At 46.0% G+C, this 26,568-nt stretch carries 22 protein-coding genes; 19 read left to right on the top strand and 3 right to left on the bottom strand.

Annotated features, from left to right (window positions below):
• Nucleotides 1–211: 211 nt before the first annotated feature.
• Nucleotides 212–448 (top strand): hypothetical protein, encoded by a 237-nt coding sequence (locus A8O25_RS10065; RefSeq protein WP_066834309.1) that lies wholly within the window; start codon nt 212–214, stop codon nt 446–448.
• Nucleotides 449–646: 198 nt separating this feature from the next.
• The gene (locus A8O25_RS10070; RefSeq protein WP_066834312.1) at nt 647–1,102 is read left to right on the top strand and encodes a hypothetical protein; all 456 of its coding nucleotides are present in this window, start codon (nt 647–649) and stop codon (nt 1,100–1,102) included.
• A 334-nt stretch (nt 1,103–1,436) separates the two neighbouring features.
• On the opposite strand, the gene A8O25_RS10075 is transcribed toward A8O25_RS10070, so the two are convergent.
• A complete protein-coding gene (locus A8O25_RS10075; protein ID WP_066834314.1) occupies nt 1,437–2,672 on the bottom strand; it encodes an NAD(P)-dependent oxidoreductase in 1,236 nt (411 codons plus the stop codon).
• Between the two features lie 210 nt (nt 2,673–2,882).
• On the opposite strand from A8O25_RS10075, the gene gcvP reads away from it, so the two are divergent.
• Nucleotides 2,883–5,798: an aminomethyl-transferring glycine dehydrogenase gene (gcvP, locus tag A8O25_RS10080; protein ID WP_066834318.1), complete on the top strand. Its 2,916-nt coding sequence runs from the start codon at nt 2,883–2,885 to the stop codon at nt 5,796–5,798.
• A gap of 158 nt (nt 5,799–5,956) precedes the next feature.
• Here gcvP and A8O25_RS10085 read toward each other — a convergent pair whose 3' ends face one another.
• Entirely contained in the window at nt 5,957–6,145 is a 189-nt protein-coding gene (locus A8O25_RS10085) for a hypothetical protein (RefSeq protein ID WP_066834320.1), read from the bottom strand.
• A gap of 118 nt (nt 6,146–6,263) precedes the next feature.
• Between A8O25_RS10085 and A8O25_RS10090 the strand changes: the two genes are divergently transcribed.
• From A8O25_RS10090 to A8O25_RS22660, 3 genes are read left to right on the top strand one after another with little or no spacing between them, the layout of a single operon-like run.
• Nucleotides 6,264–7,094 carry a hypothetical protein gene (locus tag A8O25_RS10090; protein WP_153042694.1) on the top strand — a complete coding sequence of 277 codons (831 nt, stop codon included), beginning with the start codon at nt 6,264–6,266 and terminating at the stop codon, nt 7,092–7,094.
• The gene (locus A8O25_RS22655) at nt 7,091–8,152 is read left to right on the top strand and encodes a ComEA family DNA-binding protein (RefSeq protein ID WP_082893562.1); all 1,062 of its coding nucleotides are present in this window, start codon (nt 7,091–7,093) and stop codon (nt 8,150–8,152) included. The genes A8O25_RS10090 and A8O25_RS22655 overlap by 4 nt, the downstream gene beginning before the upstream one ends.
• Nucleotides 8,149–9,171, top strand: a complete 1,023-nt coding sequence (locus A8O25_RS22660) for a hypothetical protein (RefSeq protein WP_082893563.1) — start codon at nt 8,149–8,151, stop codon at nt 9,169–9,171. The genes A8O25_RS22655 and A8O25_RS22660 overlap by 4 nt, the downstream gene beginning before the upstream one ends.
• A 184-nt stretch (nt 9,172–9,355) precedes the next feature.
• Here A8O25_RS22660 and A8O25_RS10100 read toward each other — a convergent pair whose 3' ends face one another.
• Nucleotides 9,356–10,006, bottom strand: coding sequence for a flavin reductase family protein (locus tag A8O25_RS10100; protein WP_066834326.1), 651 nt, complete (start codon nt 10,004–10,006; stop codon nt 9,356–9,358).
• Nucleotides 10,007–10,370: 364 nt separating this feature from the next.
• On the opposite strand from A8O25_RS10100, the gene A8O25_RS10105 reads away from it, so the two are divergent.
• The 13 genes from A8O25_RS10105 to A8O25_RS10165 all read left to right on the top strand — a co-directional run bounded on the left by A8O25_RS10105 (nt 10,371) and on the right by A8O25_RS10165 (nt 26,532).
• Complete coding sequence (locus A8O25_RS10105) at nt 10,371–10,868, top strand: LexA family protein (RefSeq protein ID WP_066834328.1); 498 nt, start codon at nt 10,371–10,373, stop codon at nt 10,866–10,868.
• A gap of 80 nt (nt 10,869–10,948) precedes the next feature.
• On the top strand, nt 10,949–12,217 hold the full coding sequence (locus tag A8O25_RS10110) for a Y-family DNA polymerase (RefSeq protein WP_066834329.1): 1,269 nt from the start codon (nt 10,949–10,951) through the stop codon (nt 12,215–12,217).
• A gap of 223 nt (nt 12,218–12,440) precedes the next feature.
• Nucleotides 12,441–14,348, top strand: a complete 1,908-nt coding sequence (gene asnB, locus A8O25_RS10115) for an asparagine synthase (glutamine-hydrolyzing) (protein WP_066834331.1) — start codon at nt 12,441–12,443, stop codon at nt 14,346–14,348.
• 59 nt (nt 14,349–14,407) lie between these two features.
• Nucleotides 14,408–15,760 (top strand): UDP-glucose dehydrogenase family protein, encoded by a 1,353-nt coding sequence (locus A8O25_RS10120; protein WP_066834333.1) that lies wholly within the window; start codon nt 14,408–14,410, stop codon nt 15,758–15,760.
• A gap of 3 nt (nt 15,761–15,763) precedes the next feature.
• Entirely contained in the window at nt 15,764–16,738 is a 975-nt protein-coding gene (locus tag A8O25_RS10125; protein WP_066834335.1) for a UDP-glucuronic acid decarboxylase family protein, read from the top strand.
• Between the two features lie 98 nt (nt 16,739–16,836).
• The gene (locus A8O25_RS10130; RefSeq protein WP_066834337.1) at nt 16,837–17,784 is read left to right on the top strand and encodes a glycosyltransferase family 2 protein; all 948 of its coding nucleotides are present in this window, start codon (nt 16,837–16,839) and stop codon (nt 17,782–17,784) included.
• Between the two features lie 36 nt (nt 17,785–17,820).
• Nucleotides 17,821–19,596 (top strand): ABC transporter ATP-binding protein, encoded by a 1,776-nt coding sequence (locus A8O25_RS10135; protein WP_066834339.1) that lies wholly within the window; start codon nt 17,821–17,823, stop codon nt 19,594–19,596.
• A gap of 31 nt (nt 19,597–19,627) precedes the next feature.
• The gene (locus tag A8O25_RS10140; RefSeq protein ID WP_066834341.1) at nt 19,628–20,866 is read left to right on the top strand and encodes a glycosyltransferase; all 1,239 of its coding nucleotides are present in this window, start codon (nt 19,628–19,630) and stop codon (nt 20,864–20,866) included.
• A 55-nt stretch (nt 20,867–20,921) separates the two neighbouring features.
• A complete protein-coding gene (locus A8O25_RS10145) occupies nt 20,922–21,791 on the top strand; it encodes a beta-1,6-N-acetylglucosaminyltransferase (protein WP_066834343.1) in 870 nt (289 codons plus the stop codon).
• Between the two features lie 127 nt (nt 21,792–21,918).
• Nucleotides 21,919–23,214: an acyltransferase family protein gene (locus A8O25_RS10150; protein WP_082893564.1), complete on the top strand. Its 1,296-nt coding sequence runs from the start codon at nt 21,919–21,921 to the stop codon at nt 23,212–23,214.
• Nucleotides 23,215–23,527: 313 nt separating this feature from the next.
• Nucleotides 23,528–24,571, top strand: coding sequence for a glycosyltransferase family 2 protein (locus A8O25_RS10155; protein WP_074987967.1), 1,044 nt, complete (start codon nt 23,528–23,530; stop codon nt 24,569–24,571).
• Nucleotides 24,571–25,605 carry a glycosyltransferase family 2 protein gene (locus tag A8O25_RS10160; RefSeq protein WP_066834351.1) on the top strand — a complete coding sequence of 345 codons (1,035 nt, stop codon included), beginning with the start codon at nt 24,571–24,573 and terminating at the stop codon, nt 25,603–25,605. Before A8O25_RS10155 ends, A8O25_RS10160 begins: the two co-directional genes overlap by 1 nt.
• 99 nt (nt 25,606–25,704) lie before the next feature.
• The gene (locus tag A8O25_RS10165; protein WP_066834353.1) at nt 25,705–26,532 is read left to right on the top strand and encodes a glycosyltransferase family A protein; all 828 of its coding nucleotides are present in this window, start codon (nt 25,705–25,707) and stop codon (nt 26,530–26,532) included.
• Nucleotides 26,533–26,568 lie beyond the last annotated feature (36 nt).

Here is a 26,568-nt window from a genome sequence, read left to right on the forward strand (position 1 = left end):
TATTCGTGATAACCTTTGCCCAGGCATAGGAATAGGGACAACCCAATGAAAGTCGCTGGAAGATTCAAAACATTTTCTCAGAGGCTTTCTCTTTCTCCCGGTCTCGCTGGTGATGGCAGAAACTTTACTGTCTCCTCATGATATAGAAATACTTTAATCTTTCCGGTTTCTCTGCCGTATACTTCACCTATGACCACCAACCAGTAAGACTATGAAAAAAGTAACACATGTAGCGGCGGCAGCCTTATTGGCGCTGACTTTCGGGTTTGCCTCTTGTGAATCTAAGACCGCTCAAAACGTTGAAAACACAGCAGATGAGGTAGCAAATGATGCAGAGAATGCCTTTGATGAGGTAAAAGCCGAAGCTGATTCTATTTCTTTAGACTCTATTGAAGTGCGTGATGAACCCGTAAAAGATGGGGTTGCTGATAAGATAGAGAAGCAATAGAAGGCAGTTCTTTTTACAGGAACAAAAAGTCTTTGAATAAAAGGGCCATGGATGTCAGCATCTTGGCCCTTTCTTTTTGCCTACACCTAGGCAAATAATTCAAATTTTTTTTGGCATAATACCAAACAATAGAAAATAACGTATCTTTGTGCTCCCCTCCTCCCCCCTTTAATGCAGTAAGTAGTAGAAGCCTGATCTGTGGAACAGCAGTACCAGTTATCCCCGTTTACCCGTATCTCCCTGTATCCTGATGCCAAAGCATTACAGGTGGAATGCGAAGGCTTTGTCTCCAGCGCCACCTACCGCAACCTCATGCTGCGAGGGCTTGAACTGATCAAGGCCTATGACATCAACTATGTTGTCTACAACAAGAAAATCTTAGCGCCCCTTACACCAGATGACCATGACTGGCTGGCAGAAGAGATGCTGCCACAGCTGTTCACCACCTCTCTCCAGAAGGTAGCCATCATAGAAGCCCAGGGCGGCCTGGACCACCTTACCCTGCGCAATATGGTTTATGCCCCGTATCTGTCCCTCAGCTTTGAAGTCCAGTATTTTGATGAAGTCTCTGTAGCGCTGGAGTGGTTCAAACAGGAAGAAGCCTCCACCATAAATGTCACAACAGAAATGCCGGTGGAGAAATCTTCTGGTTAACCTCTGTTTCTGTTTTTGGCCTGTTTTCAAGAAAAACAGCAAAAACAGAAACACACAACTCAGAGTGACAAAGGCCAGAGGTGTCCCTGACTTGCCCTTTGTGGCCCATGTGACACAGCCCAACCCGCTTACCCGCCTGCCTTTACGTGACTGTCACCAAACCCGGGACCTGCCTCTGCGGCACCTTTCCCTGACAGAGCGCACCTAAAACAGGTTATTACAACAGCAGTTTTAGAGATTGTTTAGTCTTTTGCGCTGCAAACGGGTATCAAAAGAACCTGGCTTCGCCTTTTTCGCTTGCAAAATCAAAATTTAAAACAAGCTCTTAGAGGGCTTAACCTTTTACCGGTTTTTTTTCGCCGCGGGCGTAGTCTTCCAGATACCGGTACCGCTCACACAGCTCCCCGTCTTGGGTGATGGTGGCTCTTTTTAAAACCCCTTCTTTGTCACCGTTCAGCAGGTGCGGGATCACCTGGTCAATCAATTGTCGGCCAAAATCACGGGAGGCGTTACGGGGCAGCTCACACGGCAGGTTGTCTACCGCCATAACGGTAAGGTTCTTTTTGGAGCTGTAAGCCGGCTCCAGCTTCTCTGACCACGGGTTGTAGTCAAAGGCAGGGTCAGCAATGGTAGACACCCGTTTGGTGCAGGGAATAGAGCCGTCTACATCACAGGTAATGTCAGCAATGGTGTTGATTTTGAAATCGGGTTCGCGCATGTCCTCCTCTGTGAACAGCACGGGGGCACCGGGGTTCCAGTAGGCGCAGGCCATGAGCAGGTCAGTGGCTTTGGCAAATTTCCTGAAGGTAGACTGGTAGAGGTGCGGGTTCTGGTAAAAGTCCTGCGAGTCCCACACGGCCACATCTGGCCGCACGTGGTAGTCTGAGGACCGCAGCTGCGTATACACCGGCTCGCCAAACTCTTTGTACAGGTAGTCAAACACGCTCACCCGCCTAATGCCCATGCGGTTGAGCACCTCTACCGCCCCCTCGGCCACCCTACCGCCGCCGGTCACGGCAATCTTGATGTTGGGCAGAAACTTCACCTTGAAAAACTCCTCCTGCATGTCTTCCATGTCCAGGCACTGGTGGGCGGGCTTGAGGTGGAACAGGTTCCATTTGCGGCCATAGGTCAGGAGCCCGTTGTAGGCGCCCACAATCCCGGCCCATCGGCCGAAGGCCACCACCCGCTCCCCCTTCTCATTGGTGATGGTTTCATAGTCAATCAACGTAATCTTCTTCTCCAGAATGGCCTGCAGCAGCTTCTGGTTGTGCGCCTGTTTCTTAATGGTGTGTGAGAAGAAAAAATACGTCTTATTAGGGATCAGCTGGTCAATGGGCACCTCTTTCACGCCCATGAGCACGTCACACCGGCCCAGGTCCTCTTTGAGCGGAATGCCCAGATCTGTGTATTCCTGGTCTGAAAAGCACCGGAACGGGCTGGGCTGTACCACCAGCTGCACTTGCGGGAAGGCCTGCAGCACCTCCAGGCATTTCTTGGGGGAGAGGGGCACGCGTTTATCAACCGGCACTTTCCCTTCGCGCAGCACGCCAATTTTCAATCTGTCCATGTGAAACTTATTCTGTGGTAAAGTGGTGTTTTCAGCCTGTTTTCAGAAAAATAGCTCCAAAACGGCCAGGCGGCAACTACCCCGCCTGCAATTTAAAAGCTTAGGTTATATATAGTGAATTTTAACCTGTACTTTTGTGTAATAAGGTAAGACAAACGCTTGTTTCTCTTGTTATAACCGAACACCTACACCACGCTAATACATATTTCCATGCTATTCAAAACCAAACCTGCCGATATTTTCAAGGAACGCCACAACGGCCCTGTGAAAGAGCAGATGCAGGAGATGTTACAAACCATTGGGGCCACCTCGCTGGACCAGCTCATTGATGAGACCGTGCCGGCGGCCATCCGGCTCAAGCAGCCCCTGAACCTGCCCCAGCCGTTAACCGAGCGTGATTTCCTCCGGAAGTTTGCCCAGATAGCCAAGCAGAACAAGCTGTACAAGTCGTACATTGGGCTGGGCTACCATGACACCATTCTGCCGCCGGTGATTCAGCGCAACATTCTGGAAAACCCGGGCTGGTACACCGCCTATACCCCCTACCAGGCTGAGATTGCCCAGGGCCGTCTGGAGGCTTTGATCAACTACCAGACGCTGGTGATTGACCTGACGGGTATGGCCATTGCCAACGCGTCTCTTTTAGATGAGGCTACGGCTGCCGCCGAAGCCATGAACATGCTGCACGCCTTGCGCAAAGGCTCCCGCAAGAACGCCAACCGCTTCTTTGTGTCTAACCAGGTGTTGCCACAGACCCTTGACGTGCTGCTCACCCGCGCTACGCCGCTAGACATTGAGCTGGTGCTTGGCGACCACCGCGAAGCCAACCTGAACGACGACACGCTGTTTGGGGCCCTGGTGCAATACCCCGCCGCCGACGGCGAAGTCTTTGACTACACTGATTTCATCGCGCAGGCGCACGCCCAGGACATGCTGGTAGCCGTGGCCGCTGATTTATTGAGCCTGACCTTGCTGAAAGCCCCCGGTGAAATGGGTGCCGATGTGGTGGTGGGTTCTTCGCAGCGTTTTGGCGTACCCATGGGCTATGGCGGGCCGCACGCCGGTTTCTTCGCCACTAAAGATGACTATAAGCGCTCTATCCCGGGCCGGATCATTGGTATTTCAGTAGACGCGTTTGGCAACAAAGCGTACCGCATGGCGCTCCAGACCCGTGAGCAGCACATACGCCGCGAAAAAGCTACTTCCAACATCTGTACGGCCCAGGTGCTGCTGGCGGTGATGGCGGGAATGTACGCGGTGTACCACGGTCCGCGCCGGTTGAAATACATTGGCTTGAACATTCACAGCTTAACTCAGATTCTGGCCAAAGGGCTGGAGCGTCTGGGTTTTGAGCAACTGAACGAGAACTATTTTGACACCCTGCAACTGCGCGTAGAAAGCGCGGAGCTGCACAACGCCATCCGTCAGGAGGCTGAGGCGGCAGAGATTAACTTCCGTTACTTCGGGGACAACAATGTGGGCATCTCGCTTAACCAGAACACTGATCTGGAAGATGTGAAAGCCATTCTGGCCGTGTTCGCCAAAGTGGCGGGCAAGCCCGATGCCACGCTGGAACTGGATGCTATTCCAGAGGAGACTGAGATTACCTGGCCAGAGTCTTTGATTAGAACCTCTGAGTACCTGCAGCACGAAGTCTTCAACAAGTACCACTCTGAGAGCGAAATTCTGCGCTACATGAAGTACCTGGAGAACAAAGACTTCTCGCTCACGCACGGCATGATTCCGTTGGGCTCCTGCACCATGAAACTGAACGCCACCGCCGAGATGATTCCGGTGACCTGGCCCGAGATTGGTTCGTTGCACCCGTTTGCCCCGGCAGACCAAGCCAAAGGCTACGCGCAGATCTTCTCTGATCTGGAAGCGTGGCTGTGCGAAGTGACCGGTTTTGCCGCTGTTTCTTTGCAGCCTAACTCCGGTGCCCAGGGCGAATACGCCGGTTTGATGGTGATCAGAGCGTACCATGAAGCCCGCGGCGACCATCACCGTAACATCTCCTTGATCCCGTCTTCGGCGCACGGCACCAACCCAGCTTCTGCGGTGATGGCCGGTATGAAAGTGGTGATTGTGAAGTGTGATGAGCGCGGAAACATTGACGTAGCCGACCTCAAAGCCAAAGCCGAGCAGCACAAAGATGACCTGTCTTGCCTCATGGTGACCTACCCGTCTACCCACGGCGTGTACGAGGAAAGCATTCTGGAAATCTGCGAAATCATTCACCAATACGGCGGCCGCGTGTACATGGACGGCGCCAACATGAACGCCCAGGTTGGTTTGACCTCACCGGGTAACATTGGCGCAGACGTGTGTCACCTGAACCTGCACAAAACCTTCTGCATTCCGCATGGCGGCGGCGGACCGGGCGTAGGCCCTATTGGCGTAGTAGCTGATTTAGCACCGTATCTGCCAGGGCACGCGGTAGTAGATTTAGGCCGTAAAGAAGCCATCAACGCCGTTTCTGCCGCACCTTGGGGCAGCGCCAGCATTCTGCCTATCTCCTACGCGTACATCTCCATGATGGGCGGCGAAGGCCTGGCGGAGGCCACCAAGATTGCCATTCTGAACGCCAACTACATCAAAGCCCGCCTGGAGCCGCATTATCCGGTGCTGTACGTGGGTACCAACGGCCGCTGCGCCCACGAGATGATTCTGGACTGCCGTGCGTTCAAGAAAGTAGGCGTGGAGGTGGAAGACATCGCGAAGCGTTTGATGGACTATGGTTTCCATGCGCCTACGGTTTCTTTCCCGGTAGCGGGCACCTTGATGGTAGAGCCTACCGAGAGCGAAAGCAAAGAAGAGCTGGACCGTTTCTGCGAAGCCATGATCTCCATTAGAGCCGAGATCAAGGAAGTGGAAGACGGCCAGGCCGACCAGAAAAACAACGTGCTGAAAAACGCACCGCACCCGGCCCACATTGCCCTGGCTGAGAACTGGACCATGCCGTACAGCCGTGAGAAAGCCGTGTACCCGGTACCCTACACCCGCACCGCCAAGTTCTGGCCAACCGTGAGCCGCATAGACAGCGCCTACGGCGATAGAAACCTGATCTGTAGCTGCGCCCCGGTAGAAGCCTACAATGAGCAAGGCCAGGAGATGAAGGCCGTATAAGCCTATCCCTTTTTCAGCTATAAGAAACGCCTGGGCAGTTGCTCAGGCGTTTCTGTTTTCGGGCTGTTTTGGCCAAAAACAGCCCGAAAACAGGATACCTTCCAGCTCCTGATGGGAAAAGGATGAGGGTTTAGAGAAAAAAGTGGCTATGATTCTGCCTATCTGCAATGCACGTAGCAAAGCACTTTCTCGCACTTGCCCCATTGGCGGTTCTTGCATTGCTTTTTGGTAGACTTCGCGATGGCCTCACATTGCGGGTTGAACGCAGAACCTGCCAATGGCGCAGAGGCTGAGGACAGCAAGGTGAGCGAAACAAAACAGAACAGGGTGATGAGCACGTTTTTCATAAAAAGTTTGTAAGGGTTTGGGAAGGAGCGAAAAATAAATGTACAAAAGTTAAACAAGATTTAATAGTACTTTCTGTAGAGAATTGCGTAGAAAACCCATTGGCCAACCCGCCCGCCTATGCAGCATGTTCTACGGTTTTGTCTGCTTCTTTTTCTTTTGCCAACTGCTTATTCCGCTGAGGCGCAAATCAACAATGCCCCCGTGGGGGCCAGAGCGGCAGGTTTGGGCGGTGCGGCCGTTACGCTGCCAGACGTGTGGGCCCTCAGCAACAATCCGGCGGGCATGGCGGCGCTGAAAAAGCTGGAGCTGGGCGCCTACGCCTTCAACCGTTTCTCTCTGGCAGAACTGACCTCCATTGGTCTGCTGGCCGTGTACCCCACTCAAAAATTAGGGACGGTGGGCGTGGATTTGCAGCGGTTTGGCGGCGAGCTGTACAATGAGCAGCGGCTGGGTATTGGGCTGGCGCACCAGTTGGGCGTGGTCAGGCTCGGCCTGAAGGCCGATGTGCTGCAGGTGCGCGTGAAGGAGTGGGGCAGCCGCAAAGCCGTGGCCTTGAGTCTGGGCGGACAGTCAGAAGTGATTCCCAGGCTGGTGTTTGGGGCGCATATCTACAACGTGAACCAGGCCAAACTGGCCGAATTTGAGGATGAGCGCGTGCCCACCGTCATGAAGATGGGGCTGAGTTACCAGGCCGCCGCCAAGGTGCTGCTGGTGGCAGAGGTGGAGAAGGAGTTGGAGTTTCCGGCGGCGGTGAAGGCGGGCGTAGAGTACCGGGTGCTGCCCGCGCTGGGGCTGCGGGGCGGTTTCCATTCGGGTACCCGTTCCGGCACGGCGGGCGTAGACGTAAAGTTCAGGCAGTTCCAGGTGGCGTATGCGCTGGGCGCGCAGCACCAGCTGGGCGTGAGCAACTACCTGAGCGTTGCCTATCAAGTTCCGCAGAAACTATGAAAGTGCGTTTCTGGCTTGTTTTTCTGATTTTAGCCCTAAAACAGGGGGCCGCTGCACAAGACGTTCCGCGCCCGGCGGTAGACGTGGAGCTGCTGGTAGAGGAGCTTTTCGCGCAGCAGAGTGACGAGAACAGCGTGGCCTATGAAGACCTGTATGAGACGCTGCTGCAGTACTACCGCCAGCCGCTGGACCTTAACCGCGCCACCCGCGAAGAACTGCGCAGCCTCTTTTTGCTCTCAGAAAACCAGATTTCGGCGTTGCTCCAGCATATTTCAGACAACGGCCGGCTGTTGAGTCTGTATGAACTGCAGGCGGTTCCCGGGTTTGATTTGCTATCCATCCGGCGGCTGTTGCCGTTTGTGAGCGTACAGAGCCTGGGGCAGATTGGCCAGCGCACCTGGCGCGAACGGCTCAAGAATTCCGCCAACCACTCGCTGCTGCTGCGCTATGACCGCACCCTGCAGGAGCAGCGCGGCTACACCCCGCCCCAAGGCCGTTCCACCACCCGCTACCTGGGCTCCCCAGACAAATACCTGCTGCGCTACCGCCTGAGCCAGCCGCGGGACTTCAGCTTTGGCGTGACCGCCGAAAAAGATGCGGGCGAGCAGTTCGCCTGGAACCCTGGCCAGCGGCTCTATGCCTTTGATTTCCTGTCTGCGCACGCGCAACTGTATGACCGGGGCGCGTTCAAGACCATCGCCGTGGGCGATTACCAACTCCAGTTTGGGCAGGGGCTACTGCTTTCCAGCGGGTTCAGCGTAGGCAAGGGCGGCGAAACCATCACCACCATTCGGCGCAGCCAGCTGGGCATACGGCCGCACACCTCGGCGCTGGAGGCCAACTTTTTCAGGGGAGCCGCCGCCACCCACCGCTACAAAAGGATTGAGACCACCCTCTTTTACTCCAACCGCCGGGTTGACGCCTCAATGGGCGACGTGCTGGCCGATGACACCACGTTGCTCACCTTAGGCGGCATCCAGACCTCAGGCCTGCACCGCACGCCCACTGAACTTGCCAACCGCCAGCGGGCGCGGGAACAGGTCATGGCGGTGACGTGACCTACCGGAACCCAAGGCAGACGCTGAGCGTGGGGGTAACGGCGCTGCACACGTGGTATAATGTGGCGCTGCAGCAACGGCCGGAGCTGTACAATCTCTTCGCTTTCAGCGGAAGTCAAAACACGGGTGTTGGTCTGCACTACAGCTATCTGTGGCAGAACCTGAACTTTTTTGGGGAGACGGTGCGGTCTGGCAACGGGGCGCTGGGTACGGTGAACGGGATTCTGGCAAGCCTTTCTGAGCGGGTGGAGCTGTCAATGGTGTACCGCCACTACGCCAGAGATTTCCAGAGCATGTACGGGGCCGCCTTCGGCGAAGCCAGCCGCAACCAGAACGAGCGCGGGCTGTACACGGGCCTCAAGGTGAAGTTCAGCAACCGCTGGCAGCTCACCGGCTACTATGACCGGTTCAGTTTTCCGTGGCTGCGGTACCGGGTAGACGCGCCCTCAGACGGCGAGGAATACCTGCTGCGGCTGCAGTTCATGCCCGGCAAGACCACGCTGCTCTACGGCCAATACCAGCACGAGCGCAAAGCCCGCAATGAGACGATAGCCGGCGAGGCGCTAAGGCAGGTGAATCCCACGTTTTCGCACCGTTATTTACTGTTGTTAGATGTGAGTCCGGTGCCTACGCTGCGGCTGCGTTCACGGGTGCAGGTGAGCCAGTTTAGGCAGAGCGGTCCGCAGCGCACCGGCTATTTCATGGGGCAGGACGTGACCTGGGAGCGCAACTACACCCGCCTCAGCGCCCGCTACGCTCTGTTTGATTCTGATGACTATGACACCCGCCTCTACGTACCTGAGCAGGATGTGCTGTACGGGTTCTCCATTCCGGCATTTTTTGGGCGGGGCACGCATGTGTACCTGCTGGCGCAGCAGCGCATGACCAGAAACCTGGAGATCTGGTTTAAACTCAGCCACACCCACTACCGCGACCAGCGTACCGTGAGCACCGGTCTGGAGCAGATAGAAGGCCCCAGGCGTACTGATGTGCGGGTGCAGGCGCGCTACCGTTTTTGACCTGTTCTTGGAAAAACAGCCCGGAAACAGAGACTTTGGTTTTGGCCTGAGTGGGGGTGGGGGAAAGCACTGTGTGGCATCTTCAACCCATTCGGCCGAAAGGCGGGTATGTGTTGGTAAACGAACGGCAGGTACGTCTGTTTTTGCCTGTTTCGCCAAAACAGGCCAAAAACGCAACGGTGTTCTATTCTGGCACCGGCGCCTCTGCCGCCTGTAGGGGCGCATCTGGCTGCGGGGCGGGCAAACGGCCCAGGCGTTGGGTGACGTGGTAGCTGTTGAGGCCCGAGGCGGTCATGGTTTCGGCTTTCTCCAGGTCTACATAGCCGTCTTGCTGCAGGCAGTCTTGGGGAACCAGGGCCTCTACCACTTCGCCAATGACCAGAATGGTGCCGTTGAGCTTGATGTACGTGCGCTGCACCAGCTTAAGGCCTACCTTGATGTTGGCCTCCCGCACGTACGGGGCGGGATGGTTCTCTGAAAACTGCGGGGTGAAGCCGCAGAGGTCAAACTCTGACTGGCTGTGGTGGGCGCTGGTGTGGTGGGCGGCCTGGTAGAAACTTGGCTTTACGTGGTTGAGCGTGTAGTGCCCGGTCTTGATGATGTTGTTGAGGGTGTCGCGCACCACGCTGTCTGGCCGCACAATCATGCCAATGAGCGGCGGGTTGGCCCCTACATGGAACACCTGCGTGTACACGCTCAGGTTGGTGGTGCCTTTGCCGTCTACGGTACCCACCAGGCACAGGCTCTTGAAGCCCGAAAGCGAGGTGACAAAGTTGGCCCGGTAGGCTAGTTCCATCCCCAGAATATCTGACGTGGAAAAATGGCTGTCTGACATGGTGCTCAATACGCTGAAAACAGAGTGATCTACTATTCCCCTTCCGCCGGAAAGGACGGGAAAGTTAAGAAAAATCACGAACGCGGCCTAATGTGCCAGCCAGTCTTTAGCCCTGCCATGCACGGCTGCCTTGTAGCCTGAAGTAGGGCTGCCGCGCATGGCGGGCGGGAGGAGAAGCATACATGCCTCCTGTACTTTTGCCAAACCTAGATGATAGATTTTACTAATTAAATTAGTTTTAAGCAAGGTTTAATCAGTGTAAAAACGGCTGTGGATAAATTTATAGTGGTATATGTTAAACTATATGCTAAAATTATTAGTAAAATTGACCTGAAAACGATTATTACCCTTTGTCAACGTTGCTATGTCTATTGACGAATTCTACGCGCCAGAACAAGATGATGCAGCGGCAGGAGCCGCACTGGTTAAGAAACTCCAGCCTACCGGGTTTCCTTCGCCGGCGGCGAACTATGCGTCTGTTTCCATTAACCTGAATGAATATCTCAATATCAGGGCCTCGTCCTGCTTTCTGGCGCGGGTAAAGGGCGGGGGCATGTTAAAAGACATACACCCAGACGATTTGCTGGTGATTGACCGGTCGCTGCCCCTGCAGAACCAATGCCTTGTGCTGGCCACGCTGAATGATGAGTTTGTGGTGCGCCGCTACTGTGAAACTGCCGGCAAGAAAACACTGGAGACAGAAGGAGAGGGTAAGGTGGCGATAGAGTTGGTAGCAGGGACCGAGTACTCTATTTGGGGGGTAGTCTCTTGGGTGGTGCACCGGTGCCTGCCAGAGGCAAAGAGAACGGGAAAGAGCGGTGCGCAGGCGAGCCGTTCAAAGGCATCTGGGCAAGTTAAGTAAAAGTGCGTTTTTGCTGTTTTGCTGAAAACAGGCCAAAAACGCACTTTCCCTCTATTTTCTGGTATCTAAAAAACTTTGATATGTACGCACTGGTAGACTGCAACAACTTTTACGCATCTTGTGAGCGTGTCTTTAACCCAAGCCTGCGCGGGAAGCCCATTGTAGTACTTTCTAACAATGATGGCTGCGTTATTTCCCGGTCACAGGAGGCGAAAGATTTAGGGGTGAAGATGGGGGAGCCCTATTTTAAGCAGCGGGAGTGGTTTAAAGAGCAAGGGGTGCAGGTGTTTTCGTCAAATTACGCGCTCTACGGAGACATGTCCAGGCGGGTGATGATGGAGCTTTCTACCTTTACGCCTGAGCTGGAAGTGTACTCTATAGATGAAGCATTCCTGAACCTGAAGGGATTTGAAAAGCATTATGACTTGGCTGCGTATGCCGAGCAAATAAGGCAGCGCATTAAGCAATGCCAGGGGGTGCCGGTCTGTGTTGGCATTGGGCCTACCAAGACCCTGGCTAAAGCGGCGAACCATCTGGCCAAAAGACACAAAGACAGCCAGGGCGTGTGGGTGATTGATACCGAGGAGGCCCGAGAACAGGCGCTGAGGAATATCCCGGTCAAAGAGATCTGGGGCATAGGCCGCAAGAAAGCCGTGACCTTAGAGGGCGCGGGTGTAGAAACTGCATGGAAGCTCACTAAGCGCTCAGTAGAGTGGGTGAGTCAATACCTGGGCGGCGTGGTAGGGGTGCGTCTGCTGAAAGAACTGCGTGGCCATGCTTGCCTGCAAACAGTGTTGCCCCAGGAAAAGAAAAACATTGCTTTCACCCGCTCCTTTGGGAAAGTGGTTACCTGTTCTGACTATTTGGAGCAAGCGGTAACCCTGTACGCTTCTAAGGCCGCTGAGAAACTGCGGCAGCAAGGGTCTGTGGCAGGTGCTATCACTGTTTTTGCCCATACCCAGCGGTACAGCCTGGCAGAGCCCTATTTTAAAAGCAGCACCATAGAACTGCCCAGCGCCACAGACAGTACGTTAGAGCTAGTCAAGGCCGCCGCGGCCGGTATGCGGGGTATTTTCAAGGAAGGGATTAAATTTGGGAAAGCGGGGGTGATTCTCTCAGACCTTAGGCCTAACCAGCACGTGCAGATTCACCTGTTTCAGGAATCTACGGTACTTGAACATAGAGGACTGATGCAGGCACTGGATTCCATCAACACGTTTTGGGGCAATGATGTGGTGAAAGTAGCCTCTGCCGGGACTAACCAGCAGCAACGGGAGTGGCAGATGCTAAATCAGCTGTGCTCGCCCAGGTACACCACGCACATTGGGGAGGTATTGATGGTGCGGTGACGGGCAAGCCTAAGGGCAGCCCTTAGGCAGGTTTTATCTGAAATGGAATCTTTTCCTGACAAATATTGTCTAGGCTGCTTATGGTATGAAGGTAAGGGGTTGACTAATAAAGCTATATTTTTAGACCATGGGCTGAGATTTTGGCAGGTCCAGAGCTGAATTAATATAGTTTTAACAATATCTTTAAACCTTATCGAGTATATGTCGTACCTTTGCGTCAACTATGTGCGGAATTTCAGGAATCTACGCTTTTACTGATATAGGCCGTGAGGTCATTCAACGTTTGCCAGACTCTACAGAGGCATTACAGCTGCGCGGGCCAGACTCCGGGGGGCATTTTACCCATGGCTCTGTCGGCTTAGGACACCGTAGATTGTCTATCATTGATGTAAGCGATGTCGCCTGCCAACCTATGGTGGATGAGCAGGAACGGTATACTATCATCTTCAACGGGGAGATCTTTAACTACCAGGAGCTGAAGAAGCAGCTGGTAGACAAAGGGTATACGTTCTTCTCGCAGTCTGACACCGAGGTGTTGCTGAAGTTCTACATAGAAGAAGGTCCCTCTTTCCTGAAGAAGCTAAACGGGTTCTTTGCCTTCGCCATTTATGACAAAGAAAACGAGTCTCTGTTTGTAGCGCGTGACCGTTACGGGGTAAAGCCTCTTCTAATGTTTCAGGACGAGGATAAGCTGGTGTTTGCCTCAGAGATGAAGTCATTGATGGCGTTTGGGATTCCGCGCAAGCTGGATTATGCCTCCCTGTATGAATACCTGCAGCTGAACTACATTCCTGGGCCTGCCTCTATTTTTAAAGGGGTGAAGAAGCTCATGCCGGGGCACTACCTGATGATCACTAAGAATGGAAAGGTAGAGAACAACCGGTGGTATAAGATCCCCTATGATGAGAAGAAAGTAAGAGAAAATAGCCTGTCTTATGAGGCCCAGCAGAAAAAGCTGGTAGACCTGATGGACGGAGCCGTGCAGCGCCGTATGATTGCTGATGTGCCGCTGGGCGCTTTCCTGAGCGGGGGAATTGATTCTTCTGTGATTGTGGCCCTGGCTTCGCGCCATACCCAGCAGCTGAACACCTTCTCTATTGGCTACAAAGACGAACCTTTCTTTGATGAAACCAAGTACGCCAAATTGGTGGCTGACAGGTACAAGACGAACCATACCGTCTTTTCGCTGACAAATAATGATTTGTATGAGCACCTGTTCCGGGCGCTTGACTATATAGATGAGCCTTTTGCCGACTCTTCGGCCTTGGCCGTGAACATTCTGAGCCATTACACCCGTCAGAAAGTAACCGTAGCCTTGTCTGGAGACGGCGCCGATGAGCTTTTTGCCGGCTATAACAAGCACATGGCGGAGTACAAGGTGCGCAAAGGGGGATTTGCCGCAGAAGCAGTTGCAGCCTTACTCCCTGTGTGGGAAATGCTTCCCAAATCGCGTAACTCTGCCTTAGGAAACCGCATCCGGCAGTTCCAGCGCTTTGGAGAAGGCATGAACCTTTCAGCCAAAGACCGCTACTGGCGCTGGGCCTCGTTTGCCACAGAAGAGGATGCCAAGTCGTTACTCAGCGGGAAGTCTAAGCGTATTCTTTCCAAAAACACCTACAAGAAACGCCGCGAGAAGATCCTGAGCCATCTTTCTAAAAAGGGTGACATCAATGAGGTGCTGTACACAGACATGCAATTGGTACTGCCCAATGACATGCTCACCAAAGTAGACTTGATGTCAATGGCGAACAGCCTGGAGGTGCGCACGCCGTTCCTGGATTATAAAGTAGTGAACTTTGCCTTCTCTCTTCCTGAGTCCTCTAAGATAGATGGCGGTATGAAGAAGAAGATTGTGCAGGATGCCTTCAGGGACATGCTGCCGGCCGAGCTTTATAAACGCCCCAAGCATGGCTTTGAGGTGCCGCTGCTCAAATGGTTCCAGAATGAGCTGAAGCCTATGATTGTAGAAGATCTGTTGTCAGATGCCTTTGTGGAGGAGCAGGGGATCTTTGATTTGAAGGAGATCCAGCGTTTAAAGGCGCAGCTTTTCTCTAATAATCCGGGTGACATTCATGCCCGTATCTGGGCGCTGGTGGTGTTCCAGCACTGGTATAAGAAATGGATGGTGTAAGTAGACCATTTTTAAATAGTTTTGTAACTATTATCATCTGATATAAATAATTATTACCCATGAAAATTGCTGTAGTAGGAACAGGATATGTAGGCCTGGTAACTGGCACTTGCTTTGCTGAAGTAGGTATTGACGTGACATGTATTGATGTAAATGTCAAGAAAATAGAGGACCTGAAACAAGGTGTCTTGCCAATTTATGAACCTGGTCTTGAAGAGATGGTGTTGCGTAATGTTGCAAAGGAGCGCCTTCATTTTTCAACAGACTTAGCTACAGCTATTAAGGGTTGTGATGCTGCGTTTATTGCGGTAGGTACTCCTCCAGGGGAAGACGGTAGTGCTGATTTAAAGTATGTGCTTGGTGTTGCTCGGGAAATTGGTCAGCACATGAATGATTACTTGGTGGTAGTGACTAAGAGTACCGTACCAGTAGGTACTGCTAAGAAAGTAAAACAGGCAGTAACAGAAGAATTGGAAAAACGTCAATCAGCTTTGAAGTTTGATGTAGCCTCTAACCCTGAGTTCTTAAAAGAGGGAGCTGCCATTGACGACTTCTTAAAGCCGGACCGTATTGTGATTGGCGTGGAGTCTGAGCAGGCAGAAGAGGTGATGCAAAAGCTTTACAAGCCTTTCCTATTAAATGGACACCCTATTATTTTCATGGATGTGCCTTCTGCTGAGATGACTAAATATGCGGCTAACTCTATGTTAGCTACTAAGATCAGCTTTATGAATGACATTGCCAACTTATGTGAGATCATGGGAGCAGATGTCAACATGGTGCGGCGTGGTATCGGCTCTGATACTCGTATTGGTAATAAATTTATTTACCCTGGTATTGGTTATGGAGGGTCTTGTTTCCCTAAGGATGTAAAAGCATTAATCAAAACAGCCTCTGAAAATGGGTATACTATGCAGATTTTACAGGCAGTAGAGTCTGTGAATGAGAACCAGAAGGAGGTACTTTTTAATAAAGTTATCAAGCATTTCGGTAATGAGCTGGCAGGTAAAACCTTTGCATTGTGGGGGCTTTCCTTCAAGCCGAAGACAGACGATATGCGTGAAGCGCCTTCTTTGGTAATTATAGAAAAGCTTTTAGCGGAAGGAGCTAGTGTAAAAGCTTATGATCCGGTTGCTATGAAAGAAGCCCAACATATGATTGGCGAAAACGACAGAGTAACCTACGCTAAAGATGAGTATGAGGCTTTGATTGACGCTGATGCTTTGCTAATAGTAACTGAGTGGCCAGAGTTCCGTTCTCCTAATTTCCAAGTAATTAGCAAATTGCTGAAAAACAAAGTGATTATTGATGGGCGTAATATTTATGAAGCCAAAGAAATGCAAAACCTTGGCTTTGCCTATTATGGAATTGGGGTGCAAGAGGTACAACCTGTAACAGAAATGACGAACTAAAACATGTCTGAAGTAAGAAAACGTGTTCTTGTTACAGGTGGTGCTGGTTTCTTAGGCTCCCATTTATGTGATAGGTTTATCAAAGAAGGGTATCATGTTATTGCCATGGATAACCTAATCACTGGAGATCTAAAAAACATCGAACATCTCTTTAAGCTGGAGCAATTTGAGTTTTATAATCATGATGTATCTAAATACGTGCATGTGCCGGGTCATTTAGATTATATTTTACATTTTGCTTCGCCAGCCTCACCCATTGATTATTTAAAAATCCCTATTCAAACTTTGAAGGTTGGCTCTTTGGGAACCCATAACTTGTTAGGATTAGCCAAAGTAAAAAATGCCAGGATGTTGATTGCATCTACTTCTGAGGTGTACGGAGACCCAAAGGTGCACCCTCAGGTTGAAGAATACTGGGGAAATGTCAACCCTGTAGGCCCTAGAGGCTGCTATGATGAGGCAAAGCGTTTTCAGGAAGCCATTACCATGGCGTATCACATGCACCACGGGTTAGAAACCAGAATTGTGCGCATTTTCAATACGTATGGCCCTAGAATGCGATTGAATGATGGCCGCGTGCTACCAGCCTTCATGAGTCAAGCTCTTAGGGGAGAGGAACTCTCAATTTTTGGAGACGGATCCCAAACTAGGTCTTTCTGCTATGTAGATGATTTGATAGAGGGTATCTACCGGTTGCTGCTGAGTGACTATGCGCTGCCAGTAAATATTGGCAACCCCTCTGAGGTGACTATCAAAGAATTCGCAGAAGAAATTTGTAAGTTAACGGGGGGTGAACTAAAACTCGGTTATCAACCCCTGCCAGAGAATGATCCTCAAAAGCGTAGGCCTGATATCTCAAAGGCAAAGGAAATTCTTGGGTGGGAACCTAAAGTAGACAGAGCCGAGGGGCTAAAGAGAACGTTAGAATATTTTAAAGAGCATATTGATATCTCTGATTTAGAGCACAAGAGCTTTTAAAGTAAAACGAGTGTATGTGCTAAAATTCAATGTAGAATTTTAGCACATACACCTTCTGAACAACGAACAAATATAAACTTAGTAATAATTGCAGTAGTATGCAGAAACTTGTATCTGTAATTATCCCGGCATATAATGCGGAGGAGTTTATAGAAGAGGCAATTGACAGTATTCTTAACCAAACATATAAGGCAATAGAAGTCTTGATTGCTGATGACTGTTCCAAAGATTCTACCAAAAAGATTATTGATCGGTACACAGATCCTAGGGTAAAGGCGTATCATAATGACGTCAATCTTGGCTATCTCAAAACATGTAATAAACTATTCGCCCTATGCCAGGGTGATTACATCACGTTCCAAGACGCTGATGACTATTCTGATCTTACTAGAATAGAGAAGCAGGTTAACGCGTTTCAGTTGGATAAGGAGTTAGGTATTTGTGGCACATTTGCAGAATATTTTGATTATAAAACTAGAGAAGTAGTCAGATTTAAAGAAATTGAGACAGAGCACGCTAACATTTTAGAAGGTCAATATAAGAGATTCCAATTTTGTGGTGCTTCTATGATGGTGATTAGAGAAGCCTTGGCAACTGTAGGACCTTACCGCGACTACTTTAATGGGATAGCGAATGAGCATTATGATTGGGCTATTTTGATAGTAGAAAAGTTTAAGTCTAAAAACATTGCGGAACCCCTTTATAAAGTAAGAACTACTCCTAATTCTTTGTCAAGAAATATTAATGACAGAAGAAAGCTCTTTAGTGATAAAATTGTAAGATTCTTGGCTGAGCAGAGACGAAAGTCAGGCAAAGATGCTCTAATGGAGGGAGGGAATATGAAAGAATTGCAAGCGTATGTGGCTGAATTAGAGAAACCTTATTTACAAGATGCTTCATTAATGTTTAGGGAGGCGGCCATTAAGAACTTCTATAGTAATCTATTAACCAACTCCATCAACAACTGCATTCTGGCTATTAAAGCTAATCCGTATAAGCTGCTAAACTATAGGCTGTTATTTTTTTATTTAAGGAAGATGATATAGACGTTGTTTATATCAATACCAAAGGAATTGAGTACAATGGGTGAGAATGTCATAGTATCTAGCTTTAAAAGCTTAAGGGAGCATTTAGACGAGCAAAGTAAGAGGAGAGGAATCTTAGTTCTTTGTTTGATATTTATTTCGTCTATCCTTGATGTATTTGGTTTAGCGTCACTAATCCCCGTAATTTTAGCTGCTTCTAAACCAGGGTTTATTCATACAAACAAATATTTCAATTATTTCTATGAGTCATTAGGCTTTACCAATGAGAAAAATTTTTTAGTTTTTCTCATATCTGCTGTTTTTGTATTCTTTCTTGTTAAAAATCTATTCTCACTTTGGATTTATTACAAGCAAGCAAAATTTACAGCATCTGTGGGATTAAAGCTAAATGACAAGCAATTTACTAAATACTACAGTTTACCCTTTTGGGAATTCAACCATGTGGGCTCTTCTAAAATCATGAGCCATGTAAACCAAGCGCCTAACGCTTTTGTAACAGGTATTCTGCAGCCTTTGATTGTTTTTATTTCAGAAACAACTATGGTGGCCATTATTGTAATAGGAATAGCTGTCTACCAGCCTAGTCTGTTTGTCATCTTGGCAATTGTACTGGGACCATCTACTTATCTTATCTTCAGGTACCTTAAAAATAGATCCTCAGTAATAGGCTATCAGTTAGAGCAGATGAGAATTGTAGACTATAGTGTCTTGAATGATTCTTTTATGGGGTATGTAGAGTTGAAATTAGCCAATAAACAGGCATTTTTTCAAAACAAATACATCCAGAACCAAGCACAGACGCAAAAATTGAAAGCTGATTTCTATCTCTATAATTTAATTCCAGCAAAGGCAATTGAAACCATTGCAGTATTGGGTGTGGTAACAATATTCCTTTTTTCTCTCTTCTTTAGCAATGATCCTGCTCAATTGATTACTCTGATAGGATTATTTGCGGCAGCCGCTTATAGATTGATGCCTTCCATCAATAAAATATTGTCGGCATTGATGTCAATGAGAAATAGCCAGTATACTATAGACATTCTCAACCTTTTCTCAGAGGAAGCGAAAGAGAATCATGCAAAAATTAAAAATCAACTAGGCACTTTGCACTTTGCTTCAACTATTGAATTTAAAAATATCACCTTTTATTTTCCTAAAGCTGAAAGTCCTGCCCTTAAGAATATATCACTACAAGTGAACAAAGGTGACAAAATAGGGCTGATAGGTACATCAGGGTCTGGCAAGACTACTTTGATGAACGTGTTGTTGCGCTTCTATATTGAGCAAGAAGGAGAAATAGTAGTAGATGGCCATAAACTACAATACAACAATATTAATGCGTGGCGTGACTTAATTGGGTACGTAAAGCAAGATATTTTTGTCATGAATAGCTCATTGAAAGATAATATCACACTCGGAGATAAAGCCCCAGATTTAAAAAGAATACAGCAAGCGGTAGAATTGGCTTCTCTTGGAGAATTTGTGAAAAGCTTGCCTGAAGGGATTGAGACTAAACTTGGAGAAAAAGGGTCTAGATTGTCTGGAGGGCAAAGACAACGTATTGGCATTGCTAGGGCTTTGTATAAGAACTCTGAAATCTTGGTTTTAGATGAGGCAACTAGTGCCCTTGATAATGAAACGGAGCGTGAAGTGACAGAGGCAATTTATAACCTTTCTTCTACTGATATTACCATGTTCATTATTGCCCACCGTATCACTACTTTGAAAGACTGCAATAAAATATATGAATTGAAGAATGGGGAAATCATAAAGGAACACATTTATGCTGACCTGATCAGTAAAATGGTATAGTTGAAATTGCTGATCGCCATAAACACCTGCCATGAACATAGCCTTTCTTGTTAATGTGTTCCCAAGCACTTCAGAAACCTTTGTATTAAACCAAATTACCGGTCTATTAGACAGAGGTTGTACTGTAACCATATTTGCCTTAAGTTCTCAAAAAGACAAGGTAATTCATCCAGATGTGATTAATTATGGTTTGTTAGAAAAAACGGTATATCTAAATCATCCTCAATTTAATGCAGTCTATTACCTTAAAAAGTTTGTTAAATCATTCTTCTCTAAAAAGATAAGTAATAGATTTCTCTTTAAAACAATAAATATATTTAAGTATGGGCCCCAAGTTCTAAGATTAGGAATTTTTAAAGAAGTATTTCCTTTTATTGAGTTAGGTAAGTCTTTTGATTTACTACATTGTCAATTTGGAAATTTAGGATACAAAGGGGTTTTTTTAAAAGAGCTAGGAGCAACTGATGCAAAAGTGATAGTATCAATGAGAGGGTATGACATCACTAAGTTTGTCTATGAAAATGGCGAAGGGGTATACAAAGAATTATTTACAAAGGCAGACCTATTCCTGCCGGTTTGTGAATATTTCAAAACATTATTAGTAAGATTAGGCTGTCCAGCCTCCAAAATTCTAGTTCATCATAGTGGAATTGATGTTAAAAAGTTTGAATTTCACCCAAGTGCGAAGAGTAAAAGCGGGGAATTTAAGATTTTGACCGTTGGCAGACTTGTAGAAAAAAAAGGCATTTACTACGGATTATATGCTGTAAAGCATCTCAAAGCGATATCTCCTCAACTCTCTTTTTGTTATCAGATCATTGGCGATGGGCCTTTGTTAGAGGATTTAAAACAGTTAGCCGCAGAACTTAATATAGAGGAGCATGTAATTTTTTCAGGGGCTATGGGTCAGCAAGATGTAGTAGCTTCCTTATTAGCCTCAGATGTTTTCTTAGCTCCGCATGTAACAGCTAGTAATCAAGACCAAGAAGGCATACCTAACGTGCTAAAAGAAGCAATGGCAGTAGGAGTGCCGGTTGTAAGCACATACCATAGCGGACTGCCAGAGCTTGTACAAGATGGGGTGACAGGCTATTTGGTGCAAGAGCGAGATCCTGAAGGGCTTGCTGAAGCCTTGTTGAAAGTTTTTAATCAGTCAGGAAACCATTTCTTAATGGAACAGCGAGCAAGAGAATATGTGGAACAAAAGTTTAATATAGAAAACTTAAACGCAGAATTGATAAGAATATATGCGAATTTACTGCTTGCATAAGTACTTGTCTTTGTGTTCTTTGTCCCGTCATTTGATGTTTTAGATAATCACCTATATGAATGTTGCTTTTTTAATACTAGCGCATAATAATTATAATCATTTAAGAAAACTTATTTCCTCTCTTCAAGGAGCTGAAAGTAAATTTTACGTTCATATTGATAAAAAGTCTACGCTTCCTAGAGAGCAATTTGAGTCAAATGTCTACCTCTTAGAAGACAGAGAGGCAGTTTATTGGTACGGTTATTCAACTGTAAGGGCTACCATTAAATTACTTAAAAAAGCTGTTGAAGATACCGCTAATGATTATTTTTTATTGTTGAGTGGGGTAGACTATCCTATTCGACCCAGGGCAGAACTTTTCTCATTATTGCAAGAAGGAGGCGAGTTTATTAATATTTTGAAAGGATCTCAACCTAATAAACCTCTTTCACGCTTTGAGTATTATTATTTCGACGGGTTTGACAGAAGGAGCACATCATTCAAAACCAAAGTTTTTATTCTGGCAGAGAAAGCACTACAAAAGCTTAAATTAAAGAAGAAGATTCCTTTTCAAATCTTTGTGGGATCACAGTGGTTTGCGTTGAGCCGTTCTTGCGTTGAATTTATTTTAAAAGAAGTTGCTGAGAATCCTTCTTATGAAGCATTTTTTAAAAACAGCTTAGTACCAGATGAATCTTTCTTTCAGACTATCATTGGTAACTCAAAATTCTTTGCCCAAACAAAGGCTAATCTTACCTATACTGACTGGAGTACTAAACCAGCCCCAGCAATTATTACTGAAAAGCATGTGGAATTTTTTAAATTAAATAGAATCTTAGAAGGTGTTTATGGAAAATCTTCTCCTTTTTTTGCGCGTAAGTTTGATGATGATTCTAGTGAACTTGTAAAAAGGATTGATTCTGAGCTAAGGGGTGTTGATTTATGATTATATTAAATTATAGTTGCTTTTGTGTCTAACATATCTTAATGAGTAGCAATAGTACTCATAAACATTTGTTCAATTCTCTAATTAAGATTTTTTATCTTTGTGATTTGCATAATAACTTTGATTGATGACTAAAACTTTAAGTTTAACTCAAGATCATATAGTGTCACAGTCCGATAGTAATAAAGAGTTTTCCTTTAATTTAGAGGCAATGAGAGGATTTGTTGCCCTAGCGGTCGCACTTCATCACGTTGAAAACTACGAATTTTACCTTGATCCGAACTATTTTCCCATCGGTGTAGACGCAATACGACTTCCTGGACACCTCGGAGTACTCATATTCTTTGTTTTATCAGGCTATGTTATTGGCCTCAGTAGTAAAAGGCTTAGTTCTTGGCAAGAAATTCTTCTTTATGTGAAGAAAAGGCTAGTTCGCCTTTACCCTATCTATGTACTTTGCATAGCATTCACATTAATCATTGCTCAATCCTCATACAGTTTTGAAACAATAGTATCTAACCTAACATTTGGCCAAATCTTCTTTACTCCAATAATTAATGAAATTACACCTATTTGGTCTTTACAGTACGAAGTAATATACTATTTATTATTTATACCTATCTCATATTATAGAATACCTCCACTGGTCGTCGCTATAATTTCGGTAGTTGTAGGAGTCGGAAATTATTTTATCGAGCCACTGCTGCATATGCCTGCATTGACATCTTACGCTCTTGGACTAGCTTTTTGGACATCTGGTTTGGCTTTAGCAAAAGGCTTGCCTCGGTCGTCATCTAAGATTAATTGTCTCAGACTTATAAGTATGGTCTTTCTAATGCTTAGTATAGTCTATTTCAATACTATCACTTTGGTTACGGGCAAAGCAATGGATGTTATATTTGGGCATAGAATCAAATTTGAGGGATTATATTTATTTAAATCAATCAATGAAGTTATTGATTTAACATATCTCCCATATTGCCTACTCTTTATAGCTTCATTTGCTAATATTAAGTTTAAATACCTTAACCACTTAACTTTACTGCTGTTGCTGTTGCCTGTATTAAATATTCTTGTAGTAATGAGAAATTCGCAGTATGGAGTCTTGTCAGTGAGATTTCTATTTCCTTTTATTTGTTACATTATTAGTTTGATCCTTTATTTTCTAAAAGGTAAAATCCTTTTAGAAAATATGGGAAAAACCGTAGTTAATGCTGGGATTTGGCTGGGTAGTATCTCATATGGGATCTATATCATTCATTTTCCAATTCTGATCATTTTCCGGCAAACAGAATATTTCAGTGGTACACTCATATCCTTTGTTGTACGCCTATGTTTATATATGATTTTTGTTATTCTCGCAAGTGTTTTTCTTGAAAAGAAGGTGCAGCCAATAGCAAAGCGTTTTTTAATGAGGAATTAAGTGGATAATGAATTTAATGTTTATCTATAAGGCCAATTAGTTTTATAAATATGCTTTAAGGTTATAAGTGAAGTAACCCTACTTATGGGATCTATATTTATTTGTCTCCATGATGGGCTATGGAAAATAATATCAATATTACTTTTACAAATATGCTATTATTTCGTAACGTGGTCGGTTTCTCAATTTTTGACTTTATGCTGTTGTTTTCATTTCCTTATTTTATTTATAGGCTGTCATGCAGAAAGGTTGGCAAGTCGAATAGTGGTTTTAAGTCAAAATTTCAATAAAAATGATCTCTGCTTCACCATGCGTGTCTATTATTGTACCTGTTTACAATAGGCGTGAAACAATCAAAGAAACAATTACTTCAGTTCAGAAGCAAATATATCAATTTTGGGAGTTAATTCTTATAGATGATGGCTCAACAGATGGTGCAGAATCTATTATTAATTCATCTATTAGACTGGATAATCGAATACATTATTTTAAAAGAAATAGACTACCTAAAGGAGCTCCTACTTGTCGAAATATAGGCTTATCAGAGTCAAAGGGTACCTATGTTATCTTTCTTGATTCGGATGATATTTTAGCCCCTTATTGTTTAGAGCAGAGGGTAACTTATATGATCAATAATCCTAAACTTGATTTTGCTGTGTTTCCAATGTTGCTATTTAAGCAGAAGCCAGGAGATTCTTTTGTCTTTTGGAATATTCAGACAACCGAAGCAGATTTGGAGCGTTTTCTAAGTTTTGATGCTCCTTGGCAAACATCTTGTCCTATTTGGAGATCTGAAGCATTGCGCTCAATTGGAGGGTGGGATGAAAACGCCTTAACGTGGCAAGATTGGGAGTTTCATATAAAAGCCTTGGCTTTGGGTCTCAAATATGCCACGCCTAACTTTTTGCCAGACTGTTTTCTTAGAAGGGATGAATCAGAAGGTAGAATTAGTAGTGCGGACACTGCAGAGCCTCGCTTTCTATCTAGGTTAGGAACCTTTGATGCCACGTATCATTTACTAAAAAAGCAAGGTTTATTAAGCGGAAAGATAGAAAATCTATTTGCCAGGCTGTACTTTGTAAATGCAGAAAAGGCTGCATTACTAGGCAAGAGATTAGTGGTGCAAGCTTTTATCAAGTCTATAAGAGAGAAAAAGTTTTGTGAAGGAATTATCTACCCTTATCTCAATGCATTAATAGCGTTTAAGAAAATGAATGTACCTTTTACTCTTTCAGCAGCTTACAGGTTTTTGAGGATATTCTTGCCAGTATCTCTCACTCAAATACATACAAATTTATTTAAACATACATTGAATCCTGAAGATCAGAAACAGATTCAGGCACTTTTAAAGAATTGATGGAGTTCAAAAAAGGAATTAGTGTTGTTATTTGTTGCTATAACAGTGCTACAAAAATTTCGCATACCCTTGCACACCTTGCTGCCCAAAAGGCAAACACACTTTCTTGGGAGATTGTAGTTGTAAATAATGCTTCAAAGGATAATACTAGAGACGTAGCTGTTAAGGCATGGCATGACCTAAATTCAGATGTCACGTTCACTATAGTAGACCAGGATATTCCCGGATTAAGTGCTGCCCGTGATAAAGGAATAGCTACTGCAAGTTATGAATATATTTTGTTTTGTGATGATGACAACTGGCTGCAAGAAGACTTTCTACAAAGAGCATTCAATTGCATGGAGCAGAATCCTGCTATCGGTATTTTAGGAGGGCAATCAGAGGCTGCCGCAGATATTTTAATCCCTGAATGGTTTTCAAATAAATCGCTGGTGTTTGCTGTTGGAAAGCAAGCGGCGAAATCTGGACTATTAAGAGGTGTCAACCAAAATTTATATGGGGCGTGCATGGTAGTTAGAAGGTCGGGCTTACAGGTGTTGGATAATTGTGGATTCAGCTTCCTGAATAGCGGTCGCTTCGGTGATAAACTTACTGGGGGAGAAGATATTGAGTTAGGCAAAGCGTTTAGATTAGCTAATTATCAGCTTTATTATGATGAATCCTTAAAGTTTAAACATTACATGCCTGCTGACCGTATTAACTGGCCCTACTTTTTGAGACTAGGGAAGGGAAGTGCGAGTTCTGGGATTCCGATTTTTATTTATGACCAGTTTTTGAGAAAAGGTTCTATAACTAAACGTGAATTTAGAGTTACTTACTGGAAATATGTGGGCGTTGTAGGATTAAAAATAGCCAAAAGACCTTTCACTTTTCTTAAATATATAAAAGGGAATGCAAAAGAAGGCGACTTGGCTTATTTTGAAATGATGAGGCTGGTAGAGACATGGAATGTCTTTAGCACACGATATACGTTTGCTGAATACTGTTTTGAACAAATAAAAAAGTTCAAGGAGAAAGTTTATAAACTACGGTAACAGCTTAAACCAGCCATAATAGAATTACCAATAAAATGGCGTTCAATATATAATTGTTCCCTGCATAAATCTGTCTTTTTTTGCTCCTTTAGTTATAGTATGGCTATTTTCTCTGCTTTGGTTTCTATTATTATGCCAGCTTACAATGCAGGTAAATATGTGCGTGAATCTATTCAATCAGTTCTGAAACAAACATATTCTAATTGGGAACTCATTATAATCAACGACGGTAGCCTAGATGATACAGAGGAGGAGGTGCTAAAGTTTAAAGACGATAGAATAAAATACGTGCGCCAAGAGAACGCGGGGGTTTCAGCCGCCCGAAACAAAGGTTTGTCTCTTATGCAAGGAGATTATTTCTGCTTTTTAGATGCAGATGATATCTTCCCGGAGAAGAGCCTAGCAAGTAGGTTAGAGGTTTTTCATCATGACAGTTCTCTCAGTTTTGTTGACGGTAGAGTATTTGTTATGAATGTAGACCTAAAAAACGTAAAGCGAGATTACCTTCCCGTATTCAGAGGGAATCCTTTCCCAAAACTTGTTAGAATTAGCGGAGAATGCTTTTTAGGCAACACGTGGATGATTAAACGGCAAGAAGGCTACTTGTACCAATTCAGAAAAGGCCTTACCCACGGAGAAGACAGGCTATTTTTTTTAGACATAGCTGACCAGGGGAATTATTCGTTCACAGAGGAAGTGATTCTATTGTACAGGACAGGGCATGCATCTGCTATGAAGAACCTGAAAGGCTTAGAAAAAGGTTATATAAACTTGTACAATATTATTAAAAACGAATTTGCGTCAGTGAATCCGCAAGATTTGCTGTACTTAAAATATAAGATCACTCGTATAATGGTTCTTTCTTACTTAAAGAACCGTGACTATATACCGGCAGTTAAAGCATTTCTGCACCTAAGTTCGCTTTAGGGGCATTAAATTTCGTAATTTAGGGCAAATTTTCAA

Source organism: Rufibacter ruber (assembly GCF_001647275.1).
GTDB lineage: Bacteria > Bacteroidota > Bacteroidia > Cytophagales > Hymenobacteraceae > Nibribacter > Nibribacter ruber_C.

Excerpts from the sequence above, each read along its gene's own strand:
- A8O25_RS10065 (WP_066834309.1), top strand. The coding sequence starts at position 212 with ATGAAAAAAGTAACACATGTAGCGGCGGCAGCCTTATTGGCGCTGACT.
- A8O25_RS10075 (WP_066834314.1), bottom strand. The coding sequence starts at position 2,672 with ATGGACAGATTGAAAATTGGCGTGCTGCGCGAAGGGAAAGTGCCGGTT.
- gcvP (WP_066834318.1), top strand. The coding sequence starts at position 2,883 with ATGCTATTCAAAACCAAACCTGCCGATATTTTCAAGGAACGCCACAAC.
- A8O25_RS10085 (WP_066834320.1), bottom strand. The coding sequence starts at position 6,145 with ATGAAAAACGTGCTCATCACCCTGTTCTGTTTTGTTTCGCTCACCTTG.
- A8O25_RS10090 (WP_153042694.1), top strand. The coding sequence starts at position 6,264 with ATGCAGCATGTTCTACGGTTTTGTCTGCTTCTTTTTCTTTTGCCAACT.
- A8O25_RS22655 (WP_082893562.1), top strand. The coding sequence starts at position 7,091 with ATGAAAGTGCGTTTCTGGCTTGTTTTTCTGATTTTAGCCCTAAAACAG.
- A8O25_RS10100 (WP_066834326.1), bottom strand. The coding sequence starts at position 10,006 with ATGTCAGACAGCCATTTTTCCACGTCAGATATTCTGGGGATGGAACTA.
- A8O25_RS10105 (WP_066834328.1), top strand. The coding sequence starts at position 10,371 with ATGTCTATTGACGAATTCTACGCGCCAGAACAAGATGATGCAGCGGCA.
- A8O25_RS10110 (WP_066834329.1), top strand. The coding sequence starts at position 10,949 with ATGTACGCACTGGTAGACTGCAACAACTTTTACGCATCTTGTGAGCGT.
- asnB (WP_066834331.1), top strand. The coding sequence starts at position 12,441 with ATGTGCGGAATTTCAGGAATCTACGCTTTTACTGATATAGGCCGTGAG.
- A8O25_RS10120 (WP_066834333.1), top strand. The coding sequence starts at position 14,408 with ATGAAAATTGCTGTAGTAGGAACAGGATATGTAGGCCTGGTAACTGGC.
- A8O25_RS10125 (WP_066834335.1), top strand. The coding sequence starts at position 15,764 with ATGTCTGAAGTAAGAAAACGTGTTCTTGTTACAGGTGGTGCTGGTTTC.
- A8O25_RS10130 (WP_066834337.1), top strand. The coding sequence starts at position 16,837 with ATGCAGAAACTTGTATCTGTAATTATCCCGGCATATAATGCGGAGGAG.
- A8O25_RS10135 (WP_066834339.1), top strand. The coding sequence starts at position 17,821 with ATGGGTGAGAATGTCATAGTATCTAGCTTTAAAAGCTTAAGGGAGCAT.
- A8O25_RS10140 (WP_066834341.1), top strand. The coding sequence starts at position 19,628 with ATGAACATAGCCTTTCTTGTTAATGTGTTCCCAAGCACTTCAGAAACC.
- A8O25_RS10145 (WP_066834343.1), top strand. The coding sequence starts at position 20,922 with ATGAATGTTGCTTTTTTAATACTAGCGCATAATAATTATAATCATTTA.
- A8O25_RS10150 (WP_082893564.1), top strand. The coding sequence starts at position 21,919 with ATGACTAAAACTTTAAGTTTAACTCAAGATCATATAGTGTCACAGTCC.
- A8O25_RS10160 (WP_066834351.1), top strand. The coding sequence starts at position 24,571 with ATGGAGTTCAAAAAAGGAATTAGTGTTGTTATTTGTTGCTATAACAGT.
- A8O25_RS10165 (WP_066834353.1), top strand. The coding sequence starts at position 25,705 with ATGGCTATTTTCTCTGCTTTGGTTTCTATTATTATGCCAGCTTACAAT.